This is a genomic window from Neobacillus cucumis (assembly GCF_023715505.1).
In genome coordinates, this window is the sequence record NZ_JAMBOH010000053.1 from 1 (window position 1) to 17,782 (window position 17,782).

Annotated in this window: 20 protein-coding genes; 4 read left to right on the forward strand and 16 right to left on the reverse strand. The window is 43.0% G+C overall.

The features are described from left to right. Nucleotides 1-98: 98 nt before the first annotated feature. The 4 genes from M3226_RS30225 to spoIID all read right to left on the reverse strand — a co-directional run bounded on the left by M3226_RS30225 (nucleotide 99) and on the right by spoIID (nucleotide 3,702). Entirely contained in the window at nucleotides 99-914 is an 816-nt protein-coding gene (locus M3226_RS30225; RefSeq protein WP_308212016.1) for a M23 family metallopeptidase, read from the reverse strand. Between the two features lie 304 nt (nucleotides 915-1,218). Next, complete coding sequence (locus tag M3226_RS30230; protein ID WP_251573094.1) at nucleotides 1,219-2,061, reverse strand: NERD domain-containing protein; 843 nt, start codon at nucleotides 2,059-2,061, stop codon at nucleotides 1,219-1,221. A 121-nt stretch (nucleotides 2,062-2,182) separates the two neighbouring features. Beyond that, entirely contained in the window at nucleotides 2,183-2,527 is a 345-nt protein-coding gene (locus tag M3226_RS30235; protein ID WP_251573062.1) for a hypothetical protein, read from the reverse strand. A 134-nt stretch (nucleotides 2,528-2,661) separates the two neighbouring features. Continuing rightward, complete coding sequence (spoIID, locus tag M3226_RS30240) at nucleotides 2,662-3,702, reverse strand: stage II sporulation protein D (protein ID WP_251573064.1); 1,041 nt, start codon at nucleotides 3,700-3,702, stop codon at nucleotides 2,662-2,664. On the opposite strand from spoIID, the gene M3226_RS30245 reads away from it, so the two are divergent. Further along, nucleotides 3,680-3,889: a hypothetical protein gene (locus tag M3226_RS30245; RefSeq protein ID WP_251573066.1), complete on the forward strand. Its 210-nt coding sequence runs from the start codon at nucleotides 3,680-3,682 to the stop codon at nucleotides 3,887-3,889. The two genes, spoIID and M3226_RS30245, sit on opposite strands and share 23 nt — an antisense overlap. A 147-nt stretch (nucleotides 3,890-4,036) precedes the next feature. Here the strand turns inward: M3226_RS30245 and murA are convergent, their stop codons facing one another. The 5 genes from murA to M3226_RS30270 form a co-directional block, all read right to left on the reverse strand. Continuing rightward, nucleotides 4,037-5,347 carry a UDP-N-acetylglucosamine 1-carboxyvinyltransferase gene (gene murA, locus M3226_RS30250; protein ID WP_251573068.1) on the reverse strand — a complete coding sequence of 437 codons (1,311 nt, stop codon included), beginning with the start codon at nucleotides 5,345-5,347 and terminating at the stop codon, nucleotides 4,037-4,039. A gap of 32 nt (nucleotides 5,348-5,379) precedes the next feature. Further along, nucleotides 5,380-6,237 carry a YwmB family TATA-box binding protein gene (locus M3226_RS30255; RefSeq protein ID WP_251573070.1) on the reverse strand — a complete coding sequence of 286 codons (858 nt, stop codon included), beginning with the start codon at nucleotides 6,235-6,237 and terminating at the stop codon, nucleotides 5,380-5,382. A gap of 246 nt (nucleotides 6,238-6,483) precedes the next feature. Beyond that, the gene (locus M3226_RS30260) at nucleotides 6,484-6,717 is read right to left on the reverse strand and encodes a DUF1146 family protein (protein WP_251573072.1); all 234 of its coding nucleotides are present in this window, start codon (nucleotides 6,715-6,717) and stop codon (nucleotides 6,484-6,486) included. A gap of 185 nt (nucleotides 6,718-6,902) precedes the next feature. After that, nucleotides 6,903-7,082, reverse strand: coding sequence for a hypothetical protein (locus M3226_RS30265; protein ID WP_251573074.1), 180 nt, complete (start codon nucleotides 7,080-7,082; stop codon nucleotides 6,903-6,905). A gap of 67 nt (nucleotides 7,083-7,149) precedes the next feature. Then, nucleotides 7,150-7,476: a general stress protein gene (locus tag M3226_RS30270; protein ID WP_251573076.1), complete on the reverse strand. Its 327-nt coding sequence runs from the start codon at nucleotides 7,474-7,476 to the stop codon at nucleotides 7,150-7,152. 144 nt (nucleotides 7,477-7,620) lie between these two features. Here M3226_RS30270 and M3226_RS30275 point away from each other — a divergent pair, with 144 nt between their 5' ends. Next, the gene (locus tag M3226_RS30275; protein WP_251573078.1) at nucleotides 7,621-7,968 is read left to right on the forward strand and encodes an IDEAL domain-containing protein; all 348 of its coding nucleotides are present in this window, start codon (nucleotides 7,621-7,623) and stop codon (nucleotides 7,966-7,968) included. A 69-nt stretch (nucleotides 7,969-8,037) separates the two neighbouring features. Next, nucleotides 8,038-8,292 carry a GlsB/YeaQ/YmgE family stress response membrane protein gene (locus tag M3226_RS30280; RefSeq protein ID WP_144565992.1) on the forward strand — a complete coding sequence of 85 codons (255 nt, stop codon included), beginning with the start codon at nucleotides 8,038-8,040 and terminating at the stop codon, nucleotides 8,290-8,292. 196 nt (nucleotides 8,293-8,488) lie between these two features. Here the strand turns inward: M3226_RS30280 and cls are convergent, their stop codons facing one another. The 3 genes from cls to M3226_RS30295 all read right to left on the reverse strand — a co-directional run bounded on the left by cls (nucleotide 8,489) and on the right by M3226_RS30295 (nucleotide 13,819). Next, on the reverse strand, nucleotides 8,489-9,988 hold the full coding sequence (gene cls, locus M3226_RS30285; protein WP_251573080.1) for a cardiolipin synthase: 1,500 nt from the start codon (nucleotides 9,986-9,988) through the stop codon (nucleotides 8,489-8,491). A gap of 181 nt (nucleotides 9,989-10,169) precedes the next feature. Continuing rightward, nucleotides 10,170-11,060 (reverse strand): CheR family methyltransferase, encoded by an 891-nt coding sequence (locus tag M3226_RS30290; RefSeq protein ID WP_285858064.1) that lies wholly within the window; start codon nucleotides 11,058-11,060, stop codon nucleotides 10,170-10,172. Continuing rightward, entirely contained in the window at nucleotides 11,030-13,819 is a 2,790-nt protein-coding gene (locus M3226_RS30295) for a CHASE3 domain-containing protein (RefSeq protein ID WP_251573082.1), read from the reverse strand. The genes M3226_RS30290 and M3226_RS30295 overlap by 31 nt, the downstream gene beginning before the upstream one ends. A 213-nt stretch (nucleotides 13,820-14,032) precedes the next feature. Between M3226_RS30295 and M3226_RS30300 the strand changes: the two genes are divergently transcribed. Then, nucleotides 14,033-14,488, forward strand: coding sequence for a Dps family protein (locus M3226_RS30300; RefSeq protein ID WP_251573084.1), 456 nt, complete (start codon nucleotides 14,033-14,035; stop codon nucleotides 14,486-14,488). 374 nt (nucleotides 14,489-14,862) lie between these two features. On the opposite strand, the gene M3226_RS30305 is transcribed toward M3226_RS30300, so the two are convergent. The 4 genes from M3226_RS30305 to M3226_RS30320 form a co-directional block, all read right to left on the reverse strand. After that, nucleotides 14,863-16,008 (reverse strand): PP2C family protein-serine/threonine phosphatase, encoded by a 1,146-nt coding sequence (locus M3226_RS30305; protein ID WP_251573086.1) that lies wholly within the window; start codon nucleotides 16,006-16,008, stop codon nucleotides 14,863-14,865. Between the two features lie 73 nt (nucleotides 16,009-16,081). Next, a complete protein-coding gene (gene sigB, locus M3226_RS30310; protein ID WP_251573088.1) occupies nucleotides 16,082-16,864 on the reverse strand; it encodes an RNA polymerase sigma factor SigB in 783 nt (260 codons plus the stop codon). Continuing rightward, the gene (gene rsbW / locus M3226_RS30315) at nucleotides 16,830-17,312 is read right to left on the reverse strand and encodes an anti-sigma B factor RsbW (protein WP_144565996.1); all 483 of its coding nucleotides are present in this window, start codon (nucleotides 17,310-17,312) and stop codon (nucleotides 16,830-16,832) included. The genes sigB and rsbW overlap by 35 nt, the downstream gene beginning before the upstream one ends. 14 nt (nucleotides 17,313-17,326) lie before the next feature. Next, nucleotides 17,327-17,641: an anti-sigma factor antagonist gene (locus M3226_RS30320; RefSeq protein WP_251573090.1), complete on the reverse strand. Its 315-nt coding sequence runs from the start codon at nucleotides 17,639-17,641 to the stop codon at nucleotides 17,327-17,329. Nucleotides 17,642-17,782: the final 141 nt, after the last annotated feature.

Genomic DNA, 17,782 nt, shown 5'->3' on the forward strand with positions numbered 1-17,782 from the left:
GTTCTCATGCTTCGGAAGCATGAGAACCGTCCCCGCGCTCCCCCGCACTCAACAAAAAAAGAGGAAAGTATTTATTCCCCTTCCCCTTTGTTACACTATTATGAGTTGCTGTTATCTGTAGATTTGCTTGAATCATTTGTAGCCGGATCTTCAATTTTTTGTTGGTCTAGCTTTGCATCCGGAGTTTTTGATGATTCTTTACTATCATTCGTAAGGGTGTCTTCTTGCAGTGTGCTCAACGATTTTTCGAAGTAGTTTGTTGGGTTTACTGCTACACCGTCTTTACGGATTTCAAAATGTACATGGGTTCCAGCTTTTTCATTGAACAAGCTTTGTCCAGCCTTGGCAATAACTTGATCTTGTTTTACTTGGTCGCCAACCTTCACTTTTATGTCTTTAACAGATTGGTATTGTGTAACAATTCCATTGTCATGTTCGATTTCAATGACATTGCCTAGGGTTGCATCTTCTTCGACACGTGTAACGGTTCCGCTAAGTGATGCGGTCACATCAAAGCTTTCGCCTTTTTTTGTTGTGATGTCGATACCAGTGTTCGGTACATACGTATTATTGTAGAATACTAATGCCGATTCCTGGTCTGCTGCTTTGCCTTGGAAATCATAGAATTTGGTTTTTACGATAGCATCATCAACATTTGCTACTGGCATTTTGAAGTTTTCAATTGCTTTGTTAACTTCAACTGCTGGAGCATTGTTCTTTTTACCGGAAAGGTCAGTGGCCTTGTAATCATACTTATTTGTGTTGCTGCTTGATGATTGATACCATAGAACTCCGGTTAAAATGATTGCTGCACTTGCGATATAAATGGCTGGAAATACCCAACGCTTTTTGAAAAAGCGTTTTACACTGGAACTTTGAGAAGATCGCTTGTTTTCTTCCTCTCTCATTTTCATCACCTCAGCAATCATTCTGAACAGATAAGTAGAATTATATACACGGCGATAAAAAAATTTTTAAAACTTATTTTTCGACAGTGACGATGTTTTTATGCATTCTTTCAAAAAATATTTTTCAAGGAATTTGTTCTGCGACCTTTATATGGAGATAGCGACAATCAGTCGAGTGTGCTCTCCGCCTACTTTTGGAAGTATTTTCTGTCTTTATAGGTTCCAGTATAGGCTAATCCCAGCTGGCGCAGAATTCGGTGTGCGGTCTTTGGGGAGTCGATCTGAAGAAAATGGCGCAGCTCTTGATTGCTTATGGTGGGTTTACATAAGAGAAAGTAGTGATTAATGGCTTGGATGTGAGCGGTTTTGGATTATTTTTACAATGAGGGCATACCCACGTACCGTATTTGTAGCTCATGGCTAGGCACCCGCACTTAGGACAGTGAACGCCGGTGAGGATTTCATCTTTGGATAGGTGGAAATGGTCGAGGATGTCGGTATTGTCAGGAGTATGGCTCGCTAAGAGGAGGCGCTTAAGTTTGCGGAGTTCCTTTTGATTCAGCTTCTCCTTTTGATTCATATTTGCGGTTTGGTTGATTTTTTCGACGAGTCCCTCGCTATTACAGATAAACCGGAGAATCTGTTCGTTCCCCTGTTCAGCTCTAATGAGTGCTTTTTCGTTGCTGTTAACAAATAGATAATAGATTGGGTATTCACCAAAGTGATTCTTCTTGATCCATTTGCTAAGCTTTAGGGCCTGGAGTTTTGCTTGCAGTACGGGATTTTTAATGCGCTCTTCTTTATCGGATGTTTGAATTGTGGTCTGATTGAGGTATTTTTTAAAGTGATATTCACCGATTCTATTTTTGACTTCAAGGATGAGGCCAAAGGTGGTGGTAAGTAGGAGGATATCAATCTGAAAATAGTATATGCCTAACGGAAGTCGGAGGTGGTGGAAAATAAGATATTTTTCCTCGGGTAGCATGCTCAGATAGAAATCTAGTGATTTTTCACCCTTATATCCCGCTAGTCGACTTTTGTATTCATTTATAAGTGTGGGTCGAATGGGGTGGTTGGGGGTAATCCGATTGTCGAGTGCTTGGATTTTTTGAATAAGTACTGGAAGTGTGAGTTCTTTCGCGAACAAATACATCAATCATTTCTTTACCTTTACCCGATATCCTGCACAAATTATTTGTCGGTTTTATGAATTATTTGGGACGGATGGTGGAGTATTTGGATTGAAGTTTCCATTTTTTAAAAGAAAGCATTCTTTACCTGCCACTTTGAACCCAATACCTGCCGTTTTCGAAAAAATACCTGCCGATTTTTATTTTTACCGGGCACTTTTTACAACTTACCGGACACTCCCCGAAAAAGGTCTCCGCGCAGTACCTTCCCTTCACCTGGAAGTTGCCCTTTTTATAAGAAAGCATCCTTACCTGCCACTTTGAACCCAATACCTGCCTTTTTGCAAAAATACCTGCCCTTTTCGAAAAATGCCTGCCGATTTTTATTTTTACCGGGCACTTTTTACAACTTACCGGACACTCCCCGAAAAAGGTCTCCGCGCAGTACCTTCCCTTCACCTGGAAGTTGCCATTTTTATAAGAAAGCATCCTTTACCTGCCCTTTTCGAAAAATACCTGCCGATTTTCATTTTTACCGGACACTTTTCACAATTCACCCCCAACACCTCCCGAACATCCACTAAACACCAAAAAGCCAGGTGCACCACCTGGCTCAGATAACATTATTTCTGTGCAGTTAAAGTAGATAACATACTCTCGGCAGAGGCAATCTCTACCCCTTTATAATAATGCTTCACAATCTCCTTATAATCCGACCCAGCCTCGGCCATACCGTTCGCACCGTATTGACTCATGCCAACACCATGCCCGAAGCCCTTCGTCGTAATCACGATATTATTACCCTTCCGCTGCCAAGAAAAATCGGACGACTTCAGATCCAATTTTTCACGAATATCTTTACCTGTTAACACCTTGCCATTAAAGTTAACTTTCGCAACCCTTTTTCCAGTGGTCCGGGCGACAATCTTTCCGATCGTCGAACTCGAGCCAATCTTCACACCAAGCTTCGTCTCAAACGCTCTCACCGTTAACACCTTTTGATTGGAAAACTTCGGTGACTCTTTATCCCATGGACTCGCAACACTCCGTAAATAAGGAATACTGCCTGCCCAGTAATCCTCCGAGTCTTCGGTATACCCATTCCCGGTTGAAAAGAAGAGTGCATCAATCGGTTTTCCAGCATAGGTTAAAATCTGGCCGCCCGTCGAGCGAACTGCTTCGAGGACCTTTTTCTTTTTCCAAGCATAATCCTGGCCCCAATCTCGCCTCATTTCAGCATCATTCATATAAACCTGGTGGATTTGCGTATCCGTAACCTGCGCACCTTTTGGAACACCCATCGTATCCTTATTTACCAATCTGTTTACGATATAGGTCCGTGCCGCCAGGGCCTGTGCCTTGAGCGCCTCTTCCTTAAAATCCGCAGGCATTTCGGCCGCCACAACCCCAACAAGATAATCTTCAAAAGGTACTTTTTCAGTTACCCCCTTAGAAGACCGAAAAACGGATACGGTTACGCCCGTCTGTGAGTCCACACCAGGGGCTGTACTCGTTTCTTTGGCTGAGACCTTCGTTAGATCTTCTCCTAGCTTTCCGCTCGTCTGGTGCGCATCTGAGAATGGTAATACAACAATACAGGGGATAATGATGGTTAAGGCAATGAGGAGCGATGCTAGTACGATGAGTGGTTTGATTTTATTCATGATCGTGCCTCCAGTTTGTAAAATTTGCAGCCAGCACAACCTGCCGGAATACATCTCCATTCATACATATGGAAGCGGACAAGCATTTATTACAGATTTTTCAGCGAAACATGTTGAAAATGGTGACAGGCACCGTTCCTACTCTACACATAATGTAAAACATAAAAAAGGTGACAGGCACCGATAGCAGCTTATCCAAAGTAAGAAACTACTAAACGGTGCCTGTCACTCAGACTCAAAATAAAAGAATCCCTTAGTACCGCAGCCGTCGGATATCAGACGACTGCCTACTAAGGGATTCTTTCACTTAAATTTCACTCTATTGTATTAAGATTTAAGCATTCATATCAGAAACATATTTCTTTACTTCGACAAATGTTTCATCTGCTTCTTTAACACGTTCGATATCTGCGCCTAACCCAGCTAATTTGCCGTGGAAGTCTACATAACCGCGGTCTAAGTGTTTCAACTCAGTCACGCGTGTCACACCTTCAGATACTAAACCAGTCAGAATTAAAGCTGCCGCTGCACGAAGGTCCGTCGCAGACACTTCAGCACCCTGCAAATTAGAAGGACCATTTAAAATAACAGAACGGCCTTCAATCTTGATATCAGCATTCATGCGGCGGAATTCTTCCACGTGCATAAAGCGGTTTTCAAATACCGTTTCTGTAATCATAGAAGTACCTTCAGCACGAAGCAATAACGCCATCATTTGTGACTGCATATCTGTTGGGAAACCTGGGTGCGGCATCGTTTTTATATCGACTGCCTTTAAACGATCAGGACCGATGACACGAACGCCATCCGCTTCCTCATGAATCTCAACGCCCATCTCTTCCATTTTCGCAATCAAAGAAGATAAATGTTCAGGCACAGCACCTCTAACCAATACATCTCCGCCCGTAATCGCCGCAGCTACCATAAACGTTCCCGCTTCAATCCGGTCAGGAATGATTGCATGTTCAGCCCCGAATAATACGTCAACGCCCTCAATACGTAAAGTACCAGTGCCGGCACCTTTCACGCGAGCGCCCATTTTATTCAAGAAATTAGCTAAATCAACAATCTCAGGTTCTTTCGCAACATTCTCAATAATGGTCGTACCCTGTGCAAGAGATGCTGCCATCATGATATTTTCTGTTGCGCCTACACTTGGGAAATCTAAATAAATCTTTGCCCCTTTTAAGCGGCCGTCTACCTCCGCTTCAATAAAGCCATTCCCTACCTTAACCTTTGCACCCATGGCTTCAAAGCCTTTAAGATGCTGGTCAATCGGACGGGATCCAATCGCACAGCCGCCAGGCAATGCTACACGAGCCCGGCCATTTCGAGCCAATAGCGATCCCATTACAAGGACCGACGCACGCATTTTTCGTACGTATTCAAACGGCGCCTCTTCTTTTAACACTCTAGATGCATCAACAACAACTGTATTATTGTCAAAAGCCACTTCAGCGTTTAAGTTACGTAGCACTTCATTAATTGTGTATACATCGGAGAGTGTAGGTACATCACGTATCACACTTTTTCCATCACTTGCTAATAATGTTGCAGCGAGAACAGGCAAAACGGCATTTTTTGCACCTTCAACTTTAACCGTTCCATTTAGCCTTTGTCCGCCGCGGACGATGATCTTTTCCAAGAGTATTCCCCTCCGCGTCCATTTTCTCTATATTAATATTCAATCGTAATGATTGGGGTTCCAACTACTATGGTAGTTTTACTGCCCAATCCTTCGGAGCGTAAGCCAATTTGTATATTCATGTTATGCAATTTGTGATCTATGGAGCCTGTAAAAATTGGCGATGATGCCGAAACAGACATGAAATTCTCCTCTTTTAACGCTTCGATCTCTCTTGCATTAAAACCTGACATGATCCTGTCAGTTTTCTTTGCCAAAGCCGTATCAATCTTATCACTGTAAACGCCTTTCATACAAGAGAAAACTGTTGGTTTGCCTCGAAATATGTCAGAAAGCCTATTCCGGAACGTTTTGGTAGTGAAAAAGCCCTCTGTCGCCTTGTTCCACTCGTTTCCACGAACACTATATACTATATACGCATCTACAGGTTGTTTTGTGTGGGAAGACATCAATTGAAGCGTTTCTTGGTGGTGTTTTGATGTTGGAGATACTGCTGTCACTTGCCATTTCTGGCTGGTGTTCGTTACAGACCATTTCCAATCCGGAAACTTCTGCTGAAGCTTTTTTGCATATTCCTGCACTTCCTCAACACTTTTCATGCCCGTCACATGTTCACGTGCATAAAAAGACCAATCATCGAGCAAAATATGTTCGGCTTGCAAAACAGAGCTTATTTTTGCTAAATCATCGGCGCCTTTTGGAAGAATCGACGAGTCGCTGCCGGTACCCTTCTCCGCTTTTAAAAGATTAGAGCCAACCTCTTCAAGTGAGAAAAATCCTTTTCCGGCTGTTTGCCCGCCCATGGCCTCAGTTGTTCGGTTTCCCATCGCAACAAGAATGAAACATACAATCGTAATCATATATAAAAAGTTCATTAAATGTCTTTTCATTTCTTTACTCCCCCTTACTACCATTGTTGCCAGGCAGAAAGAGAGCAATACTTTCGAAATGTCGTCACTTTATGACAAAGATGAACTTTTTTGGGACATACTTAGCTTTCCACATAAACTCGATTGTACTCAAAATATCTTCAATTGGGAACATGTAAGAAGACCTAAATTTTTTCCAATTTTGTCGAAGGAAGCAAAGGGACGGTTCTTGTGCTTCCAATTTAACGTACGATTTCCTTGCGTCAACTATTGCATAATCAAGGGTAACTGCTTTGACCATTGGAGGTAATCAAGGAAAAAGTTACTAACAGATGAACCGATAAAAATAGCTAATAATATGTATAGTAAACGCGCCTGGAACACATGGTTCGGTTTTAACAGCTTCTCTAAGCGAATGGCCTGTAGTGCATACCAAGCGATCGCAATAAAGACGATATGTGACAGGATACTAACAAGCGCTATTTGCCCAAAATCATCCATCGAACGGTCCTCCTTTTTTAGGTCCAATGAATATTCTATCATATAGACGAGTGAAAACCAGAAAAGATTCACTGATTAGGAATTTTAGTAATTTTCAGAATATGGAAAGGGTTTACAAACGAACGATTGCCCGCCTAAACCGTAATCCTCATTAGAAGACCATTGTTTAAACAGGCAATTCGAAATTATATTTCATTCCACACCCGGTCTATATTTAATGGTACAAATACTCTGTCTCCCTGAATCTCCTTGTGGATGATCGGATTCTCAAAATACTCTTCCAAACTGCGTTTCTTACTTTTGTTGTGTCTTACTACTCGGTGGACACCTAATAATGTATCTAAACTTTGCTTTGAAAATTTCATCTTCCTCACCTCATTATTTTTTATAAAACCGATAGGAAACCTGGGCTTCCTATCGGTTTCTTCTATATTATGCTGATTTTGATGCCACGACGATAACCTTGCCATGATCCAATTCTTCTTCATATCGTTCTGCATCGTTACTAGTTAACCCCAGTGACTCTAATTTGGAGCGGAGTTCATCTCCCCGCGTCCGGAATACATTTGCAATCGAATCGAGGACGCCTTGTTCCTGAACACTAATATCATTAATATCCAGCGAATCAGTTAAATCCTCTGAACGGTTTCGATCGTGTGCCAAAAGGTAAATTTCTTCTTTTGTATAGCCTTGCATCATTAACTGTTCAATTTCCTTCTTTGCTTGTACACCATTTTCAACGACTTTAACTGTTTCCATATCGTTTCCTCCTTTTTTTAACTTATGTTACGTATATAACCGCTCCAACTAAATTGAAACCTATTTTTCTAAAAATCTTCGAAGTTTAGGAACCATTTCAATATGGGTATATAGAAAGCACCTATTATTAGTGGAGGTGCATATATGAAGAAATTAATTTGTAGAAATTGCGGGAATGCAGAGTTTAAGGTTCTAAATGTAGGCGAAACATTATGCAAGTGTGGACGGAGGTTAACCAAACTAAGTGATTACCAATGGGAAAATTCACAAAAATGGAAGGAAGATCAAAGGCGCCGGGCTGAGATCATTTCAAAAATCAGTCTGTTGAAGCGGGAGATTGACCAATGCCTTGATGAACGGGATGAAGAAGGCTTTAAAAAGCGAACGTTTGAATTAAAGCTTTGTCATCATTTCTTAGACCACGCACTGCAGGATTCCAAGCACCGCTACAAGAAGCACATCAAGGAAAATCAAAATAAGTTTAGTTTTTAAGTTTAATTGTCGAAACACGCGGGTATTTAATTAGCATAACTCAATGAAAAATAGAAAGGGGACATTTTCATGGGATTTATTTGGTCATTAATTATTGGAGGAATCATCGGCTGGTTAGCTGGACTTATTCTTGGACGTGACGTTCCAGGAGGAATTATCGGTAATATTATTGCAGGATTTGTAGGAGCATGGCTTGGGTCATTGATTTTAGGCGGATGGGGGCCAGTGATTGGCGGATTCTATATCCTTCCGGCCCTAATCGGTGCGATTGTCCTAGTGTTTGTCTTAAGTCTTATCCTTAAAGGAATGAGAAAAACTGCATAACCAAAAGGAATTAATGAAGACTGCCTAACCGGCGGTCTTTTTATTTTGATTGTAGGTCATTCATTTCCCGTTTTACCTTGCTTCTCCTTTTTGCGGGCAATGAACCGCCACCTCATTTACCCCCAAAAACCTTTTCCCGCTTTGCTGAGTAATGAATCCTACTCGTAAAAAAAAGTACCCGCCGCAGCGAATACCCCTACAATACGCCAGAAAACAACCTGGCAAATGACTCCTTCCACTTAATCTCCAAGCCTCTTTTATAAAACTCTACCGGGCGGATCCGACGGCACTCCTTCATGTCCTCTTCATAATGGGCGACAAGATCATGAATCGAGTCCGTTCCCGTTAAGAATAAATTCACCTCAAAATTCAAATGAAAGCTCCGCATATCCATATTGGCTGTACCAATCGAGGCCAAATCACCATCAACGATCATCACCTTTTTATGTAGAAATCCCTTTTGATAGGAATAAATCTCAATACCTGCCCGCAAAAGCTCCGGGAAATACGATTGTGTCGCATATTGAGTCAGGAAACCATCATTGGTGTCAGGCACCATTAAGCGCACCTGTATGTTGTTTTGTGCGGCGATTCTTAGTGCGGTTTGGATGGCCTGGTTGGGTATGAAGTACGGGGTGGCAATCCAGATCGATTTTGTGGCGCAGCTGATCATCGAATAGTAATGGTCGCTCATGTCTCGTGTTTCCGGACCGGTTGCGACGACGTGCACCAATCCATCACCGGCCACCGGTATCGGGCGAAGATAGCGTTCTTGATCAAAAAGGATTTCTCCACACGCGTACTTCCAATCTAGTAAAAACACCGCATGCAGGGTTTGAACGGCTTCCCCTTCGAGCACGACATGACTGTCACACCAAAAGCCGAAGTCATCGTCTTCACCAAGATATTCGATACCAACGTTTAGTCCTCCGACAAAACCTACTTTTCCATCAATAACAATGATTTTGCGGTGGTTGCGGAAGTTAAACTTCTGATTGTACCAGCCTCTATTTAGCGGTAAAAAAGGCTGAACATTGATGCCAGCCTCCTTCATTTTCTTAACAATCGGTTTTGAGAGAAAAAAGCTGCCGACCGCGTCGTACAGCAGCCTAACCTCGATACCCTCCTCTACTTTCACCTTTAAAATATCGATTAGTTCCTGGCCAAGGCGGTCATAGCGGAAAATATAATATTCCAAATGGATAAAGTCCTGTGCTTCTATTAACCGCCGTTTAATCTCCTGAAAGGTATCAGCACCGTTTCGCAGGATCTTGGTTTTCGTGTTCTGGTTTTGGTCGGTTAAGGTTACCTTCTCCAAATAGCTGGCAAAACTGCGCTGGTGATCATTCAGGTTGGATAAGTCGAGCTTTTTTTGTTTTTTCCCTAGGGCTTCTAGCAACTCTCGGTCACTCATCCGCTTTCTTTTAAACAGCTCCCCTTTGACTAGCAATTGCCCAGAGTACACATAAAAGATATAGCCCAGAATTGGGAGTAACACTAAAATGTAGGTCCATAAGAGTGTCGTTTGGGCTGGTCGGTTCTCGAGCCATAAGGCCAGGACCGTGTAGATGATTAGGAAGGCATATAGTGTCATACACAGTGCCTTCCACCAAAAAGGAACATCCATAAAAAGGACTAAATAGCCAAAGGCTATCATCATGGCTGCAAAAAGCCATTCAAAGCGTTTAATTTTCATGACCGCGATCACCCTTTTTCCTATGGAATACCCTTTCTTTTTGTCCATAAAACAAAAGAAGCCTCACCCATAATCGGGCGGGCTCCAAACGGCTTTGAAAAGGTGGCTGGCGGAAAAAAAAGTAAAATATCGGCGGTTTTTTAGTTGATATCGGCTATTTTCTGCCATATATCGGCGATTTCTAGATCTTTCGGTAAATCTTCTCTTGTGAATTAAATTCCTCGTACTTCAAACTCTTTGGCACAAACAGAATCGACTCTTTACTGCCAAAGCCAACGAAGCCTCCCTCAGCCAAGCTGCTATGAATCAAGTGATGTACCTGCTGCTGCAGCACGTTATCAAAATAAATCATCACATTTCGGCATAAGATCACGTGAAATTCATTAAACGAGCCGTCCGTGACCAGGTTATGCTGTGCAAAAAACAAGTTCTCCTCGAGGCTGGGGTGGAAATATGCATACTGGTGGTCGGTCGTATAGTACTCCGAAAAAGCCTTCTTCCCACCTGCTTTCAGGTAGTTTTTTGTATACTGCTGCATTTTCTTTAGAGGAAATGCCCCCTCTTTAGCGGCAAGCAGTGCTTTTTCATTCATATCGGTGGCATAGATTTTCGTTTTTTTCGCCAATCCCTCTTCCATCATCAGAATCGCCATCGAGTAAACCTCTTCACCTGTGGCACAGCCAGCATGCCAGATGCGAATCTCAGGAAGGTCCTTCAAAATCGGCACGACTTGGCTGCGAAAGGCGGCAAAAAAACTAGGGTCACGGTACATCTCTGTCATCCGGATCGACAAATCATTTAACAAGCGCTCCAAATAACCTTTTTCGTGCAGAACTTTTTCCAAGAGGGCCGTAATCGTTGGTAGCCGCTCCGCTTTCATGCGGTTTAGAATCCTTCTTCTTAAGGAAGCCCGTACGTACCCTCTAAAGTCGTACCCATACATCTGATACAACCCTTCAAGTAGCACGTTGATTTCAACTTCCTGTAATTCGTTTGTGGGTTCTTCTGTTTCTGTCAAAAAATCACCCGTCGTGTTGTTGTTCAACCCTGGTTCACCTGCTCTGTCAGCCATACTCGCATCAACGAGAAAAGCTGATCGATATTCAATGGCTTCATAATATAATCCGAAGCACCGGCTTCCATACACTTATCTCGTTCACCCTTCATCGCCTTGGCCGTCAACGCAATGATCGGCAGATTGTGCATTCCAAGATCCTCACGAATGATCTTCATTGCCTCATAACCGCCCATAACCGGCATCATGATATCCATAAAAACAAGGTCATAATCGGACCGGTTTTGCAGCATATCTAATGCCTGCTTACCGTTTTGCGCGACGTTAACGGTCACACCCTTCCTCTCTAAAGCCGTAACTAGGGCGAATACATTGCGGCCATCATCTTCAACTAGAAGCACTTTTTTCCCTTTAAACAATTGCTTATCAGAGGATTCCTCTTCGGCCTGGCCATTCTTCCGCTCCTCACTCATCCTTGCCGGTTCCTCGGTTACTTCACTAGCAGCGGCGGCTTCCTCCTGCGCCAGTTGGACATCAAGAGGCAGGGATTCGTCCACATCCAATCTGCTCGGAATATAAAGCGTAAACGTACTCCCTTTCTGAGGTTCGCTCTGAAGCTCGATTGCCCCGCCAAGCAGACGGGTGAATTCACGGCAAATCGATAAGCCCAGACCCGTGCCGCCATATTGCCGGTTTGTCGTCCCATCCACCTGCTGAAAAGCATCAAAAATAATTTGCTGTTTATCCTGTGGAATACCGATTCCAGTATCGGTCACGGAAATCGCAAGGACAGGTTCTTTCGTTTGTTTATTCAGTAATTTCCCTGTTTTCTCAGGAGGAGCGAGCTCAATTTGAAGCGTAACGCCTCCCTGCTCCGTAAATTTAAACGCATTTGATAAAAGGTTCTTTAATATTTGCTGCAATCGTTGTCCATCCGTCGAGATCACCGGTGGTACATTTGAATCGGTTATGATATCAAACTGTAGATTCTTTTTCGCTGCTACTGGGTTGAACATATTCCGCATTGTCTGTGGAATCTCGGTAACATTGACTTCATCTGTTACAATTTCAATTTTTCCAGCTTCAATCTTCGATAAATCAAGGATATCATCAATCAGCCGCAGCAAATCTGCCCCTGAAGTGTTGACGACCTGCGCGTATTCGGCCACTTCGTTCGCGCCCATTTCTCCGTTATTCTCCATCAGCATTTGCGACAAAATAAGAATACTGTTTAATGGTGTCCGGAGCTCATGTGACATGTTCGCAAGGAAATCCGTTTTATATTGTGAGCTCATTTGCAATTTCAACGAATAATCTTCTAGCTCGTCCTTCGCTTTTTTGAGTTCCATCGCCCGCTGCTCGGCATATTCCTTTTGTTCTTCCAAGTATTCATTCGAGAGCTGCAATTGTTCTTGCTGCATTTGTAATTCTTCCGATTGTGCCTGCAGCTCTTCGGATTGTGCTTGTAATTCTTCGGTAAGGACCTGCGATTCCGCCAGGAGCCTCTCCACTTCCATACGTCCTGCTACACTTGAGATCGATGAGCCAAATTTGTCCTGAAGTAAATCCAGCAGGGTCAAATGTTGTGAATCGAATGGCTGAAGCGCGGCAAACTCTACTACTGCCTCTACCCGATTTTCAAATAGGATGGGGGCAATTAATAGATTACGCGGGTTCGACGCCCCTAATCCAGTTGTTATTTTAAAATGATTATCCGGTATTTGATCAATGAGAAAAATTCTTTTATCTTGTGCAGCCTGGCCAATAATTCCTTCGCCTAAGCGGAAACGAGTCTTAACGAGGTCGTCATCCACGGTGGCGTAACCGGCTACTTTTACAAAGTCAATCTCGCCGTCATGTTCGCGGCGTAGATAGACCACCCCATATGACGCTTGAAGTAGCGGTGCAAGTTTGTTAATAAACAGTTGTGTTAGTTCATTAATATCGGTAATCCCTTGATATAAATTGGAAATATCGGCCAGGCTTTTTTGTACCCAGTTGTGTTTTTCAAGACTACTGAGCAATTCGTTCATTGCCTCAGCCAGTTCCCGCGATTCGTCGCGTGTATTCACTTTTATCCGTGCCGTCAGATCAACATTGGAATTGGCGTCCGTTATTCCTTTTATCGTTGTTATTACCTGTTTTATGGTTTTAACAATCGAGTTCGATAGGATCACAGCTATGGCAATCGTAAAGGCTGTTACTACAATTATGAGCCCGTATAAAATTAATTTAAGATTGTTTGTATGTTCATTTAGCTTATTAATTCGTTCCGTTGTCAATTTTTTTTCTGTGGCAAGAAAGGAATCGAACTGCGTACGCAGTTGGTCCGTGATTTTTTTTCCTTCGTTTTCAGCGAAATGCTGTGTTAATAAAGTGGTATTATTGTCCCTCTTGGCATTGATCGCATATTCGCCGGAATTTGTAATCCAGTTTAGTATTAACGGTTTCATCTCTTCCAAATTTCGCTGTTGGCTTCCGTTATCTGACAACAGGGCATGTAGTTTATTGTAATTATCCTGCCAGCTTCGGCTCCCTTGTTCATACGGTTCCAGATACTGCTCATCCCCCGTTATGACGTATCCCCTCATGCCGGTTTCCATATCCAGTACATTTTTTTGAATCTGGTTAGCCAGGTCGTGTATTTCTATATCGTGTTCGGCAACAAAGTCTATCTCATCTTGCAAATCTGTCATTCTATTAATTACGGTTAATAGTGACAGAACCAAGCAAAGTAAGATCGTTAGGTAGCCAATAATAATTTTTGCATGAATGTTGAAGTTAAATCCCTTAATGGTAATCGCCCCCCTTATCATTATATCCTTATTCTAACCTGTAAAATTCTAGGTTTCACCCGTTTTAAACCATTTTGATACGATAGTAATAGTTTTATATCCAGTTCATTTATCCTACTTCTACTACCCGCTTTTTAAACTTCTTAAACCTCTTTTTTTAAAAATTATTAGTGTTTCGATTGATTGAGAGACGGGTACTACATTGTTATCACACAATCTTGGAGGGATAAAAAGATGGCGAAAACAAAAGAAAAGGTTCAAGTAACAGAGGTACTCAACAAGCAAGTTGCTAACTTCTCCGTTCTTTATATGAAGCTGCATCATTTTCACTGGTATGTGAAGGGGGAAAACTTTTTCACTCTGCATGTTAAGTTTCAAGAGTTGTATACGGAAGCAGGGCTGCATCTGGATACGATTGCGGAAAGAATGCTGTCACTTGGCGCGTTACCAACTGCGACTCTTAAGGAGCAGTTAGAGCTTTCCTCGATTCAGGAAGCTAGTGGGGATGAAACTGCTCAGGAAATGGTTCAGGCGCTTGCTGATGATTTTGATACTGTCTGCAAGGAGCTTACTGAAGGGATTACGGAAGCCGAGGAAAATGATGACCAGCCGACGGCGGATATGTTTATTGCGATTCGGACTTCGTTAGAGAAGCATGGCTGGATGTTGAAGGCTTATTTAGCAGAATAAGAGTAAAAAGGGTGCACGGTGAGTCCAAGCCGGTACCCTTTTTTTATTGTTGGACCGAAACTAGATAGCTATTTTTAAAGGGCACTATGAATCTCTCATAGTGCCCGTTTTGATTATTTTTTCCCGCCCACGGGCACTATTATCCTCTCATTATGCCCGTCCGGTTCATTTCTCCCGTTCGCGGGCACAATCGTCCTCTCATATTGCCCGTCAGGATTATTTTCTCCCATTCGCGGGCACAATCGTCCTCTCGTATTGCCCGTCAGGATTATTTTCTCCCATTCGCGGGCACAATCGTCCTCTCGTATTGCCCGTCCGGTTCATTTTCTCCTGCCCACGGGCACTATCATCCTGTTCGAATCCTTTTTACCCGCTCACAACCCGTTTGTTGAGACCATCACCAAACACATATCATCCTTTGCATCCTGCAGCATCTCCGAACTCAGCTGCAGCCGTTCAAATAACTCCTTTGGATCATCCATCCCCTGCTCTTGCAAACTTCGGACAAGTTTTGAGATGGCATCCTCATATTCCTCCTCAAGTCCCTCCGACAGACCATCTGTAAACAGCAAAATTCGGGCTCCCTTTTTATAAGGAATCACTCCCTTGGTCACATCAATATTCTCAAAAAAGCCAAGTGGACAACAGCCATCCGTCATCAACTTTACTTCATCATCTACAATCGCAATCCCAGCCGGATGGCCGGCATTCACGTATTCAATCGTCTGCTCGGCTGTATCCAGCACAAAATAAATCGCCGTAAAATAGTAGTTTTCTAGTCTATCAGGCATATGGAGCTGATTCATCCTCCGGTTTAATTCCATCATCACTGCCTCAGGGTCGCCTAAACCTGTAATCGCATCCTTTAACGTCGAATAAATGTACATACAAACAAGCGAAGACGAAATCCCATGCCCCATCATATCAAGCAAAATCACCCCATAACGCCCCGGGGTAATTTGATACCAGGCATACAAGTCACCTGCAAGTTCAAAGGAAGGCTTGTAGACAGCTGAAATGGTCACATCCCCCTGTACAATCGGATCACTCAGCATGCTGAGCTGGACCTGTTTGGCCAAGTCTAACTCATGCTGAATCCGCCTATCCCTTTCCTTACGTAAGTCCTTTTCATACTTTAACCGCAGAACAGACCGAATCCGTGCCAGCAGCTCAACCTTGTTGATCGGTTTCATCACATAATCAAGTGCACCGGCATCCATGGCCTCTGCCATCTTATATGAATCCCCCATGGCGGTGACAATAATAATCGGCAAGTCCTCGTACCGCTCATTGGCAAGAATCGTCCGGCAGGCTTCTAGACCATCAATCTCGGGCATCATCAGGTCCATTAAGATTAAATCCACTGGGACTTCCACAGAATTAGACGCATCTAGCTGCAGATAATCATATAATTCCCGGGCAGAAGATAACAAAACTAATTGATCATAGCCTGCCTTTTGCAGGATTTTCTCAATAATCATCAAATTAGTTATATTATCATCCACTATAACAATGTTCATAAACATTCCCCTTTTGAAAAAGGTGCCTGACCCGGAATGGGTGTCAGGCACCTTTAATACTATCAAACAATGTTTATCCCTCGATGGGCATCGTTGCAAGTTCCTTACGCAGTTTTTCAATGGCCTTTTTCTGCAGGCGGGAAACATGCATTTGCGAGATTCCTAATTGCTCTCCAGTTTCTTTTTGACTTTTATTTTCCACAAATGTGCAATGGATAATTTCCTTTTCCCGGTCTGATAATACATGGAGGGCGCTTTCTAGCAGCAATTTTCGGTCTACTTTTTCAAAACCATCATCTGGAGAACCGAGTATATCTAAGGCCGTTACCACATTCCCCTCCGAACCCGTTTCTATCGGCAGGTCAACAGAAGCGGCTTGATAGCTTTTCCCCATTTCCATTGCTTCCAAGACTTCCTCTTCAGATAGTTCCATGTATTCGGCGATTTCATGGATCTTAGGAGACCGCTGGTATTGATTGGTGAGCTCGTCCACTACTGTTTTTAGCTTGGGCCAAACTTCCTTGACGCGTCTCGGCACATGGACACTCCATGTTTTATCACGTAAAAACCGCTTTATTTCTCCGATTACGGTTGGGATTAAAAAAGATTCAAACCCCCTCCCGGCACCTTGGTCATACCTTCGAATCGCGGCCAATAAGCCAATCATTCCGACTTGCATGATATCTTCATGAAAATCTCGTCCCTTTGAATATTTCCTCGCAAGGCTCCCGACTAAGGCCGTATAATGTTCTACTAAAATTGTCTGGGCTAAGGGGTTTTCATTTTGTTGAAATTCTAGTATCAGGGCGTCAATTTCTTCCTTAGTTCGCCTCATGGGTTGTGGCTGCTGTCCCATTATTCTCACGCTCCCCACTTAGATACTTCGCCATGAAGACCGTTACACCTGAATGATTCAACACACGGACTTCGTCCATGAGTGTTTCAATCAGAAACAGACCTAACCCTCCCTCTGAAAGTTGTTCCACCGTACTTGACTCCGTATAAGGGCCCAGCTCGTTTCTGGTCTTGATAAAATTAAAGCTCACCCCGCTATCTGCAACCATGATTTCTAGCTTGTCCTCATAGATACCGAAGCCTAAGGTCACTTCTCCACCTTCCTCATCTCCGTACGCATGTTGGACCGCATTGGTACAGGCTTCACTTACAGCAATTTTAATGTCCTCGATTTCCTCGTATGTATAACCCATGCGGCTGGTAATTCCGGATAATGTCAATCGAATCACACCAACATAGTCGGGTTTTGCAGGAATCTTCATTTCAATATAGTCCATCACTTGTTTCATCGTCCCCCACCCCCTTAATTTGCAGAAATATTCATTATATTCCCCAGGCCTGTAATCTCAAAGAGCCTTTTCAGCCGATCGGATAACTCAATCAGCCTTAATTCTCCGCCGTTTTCCTTTAATTTTTTAAATAAGCCGACAAACACACCAAGACCGGTACTGTCTAAATAAGAAACGTCCTTGAGATTGATAGTCATGGTTGTGTTTTTTCCTTCGGCGATCGGTAATAACTCCTCTCTAAGATTTGGTGCTGTAAAGGCATCAATTTCACCAGCCAGCATCACGGATACTTCGTCGTTATTCTGATGTACATCTATACTTAGATTCACTCCATCATCACCTCTGAGATATTTATAGTGTATATAACCAAGTTTTAAAAACTCTAAACCTATTTTTTTAAAAATTTTTTTGGGGTTTGGGTGCAGGGGTGGGAGCAGGGGGACGGTTCTCATGCTTCCGAAGCATGAGAA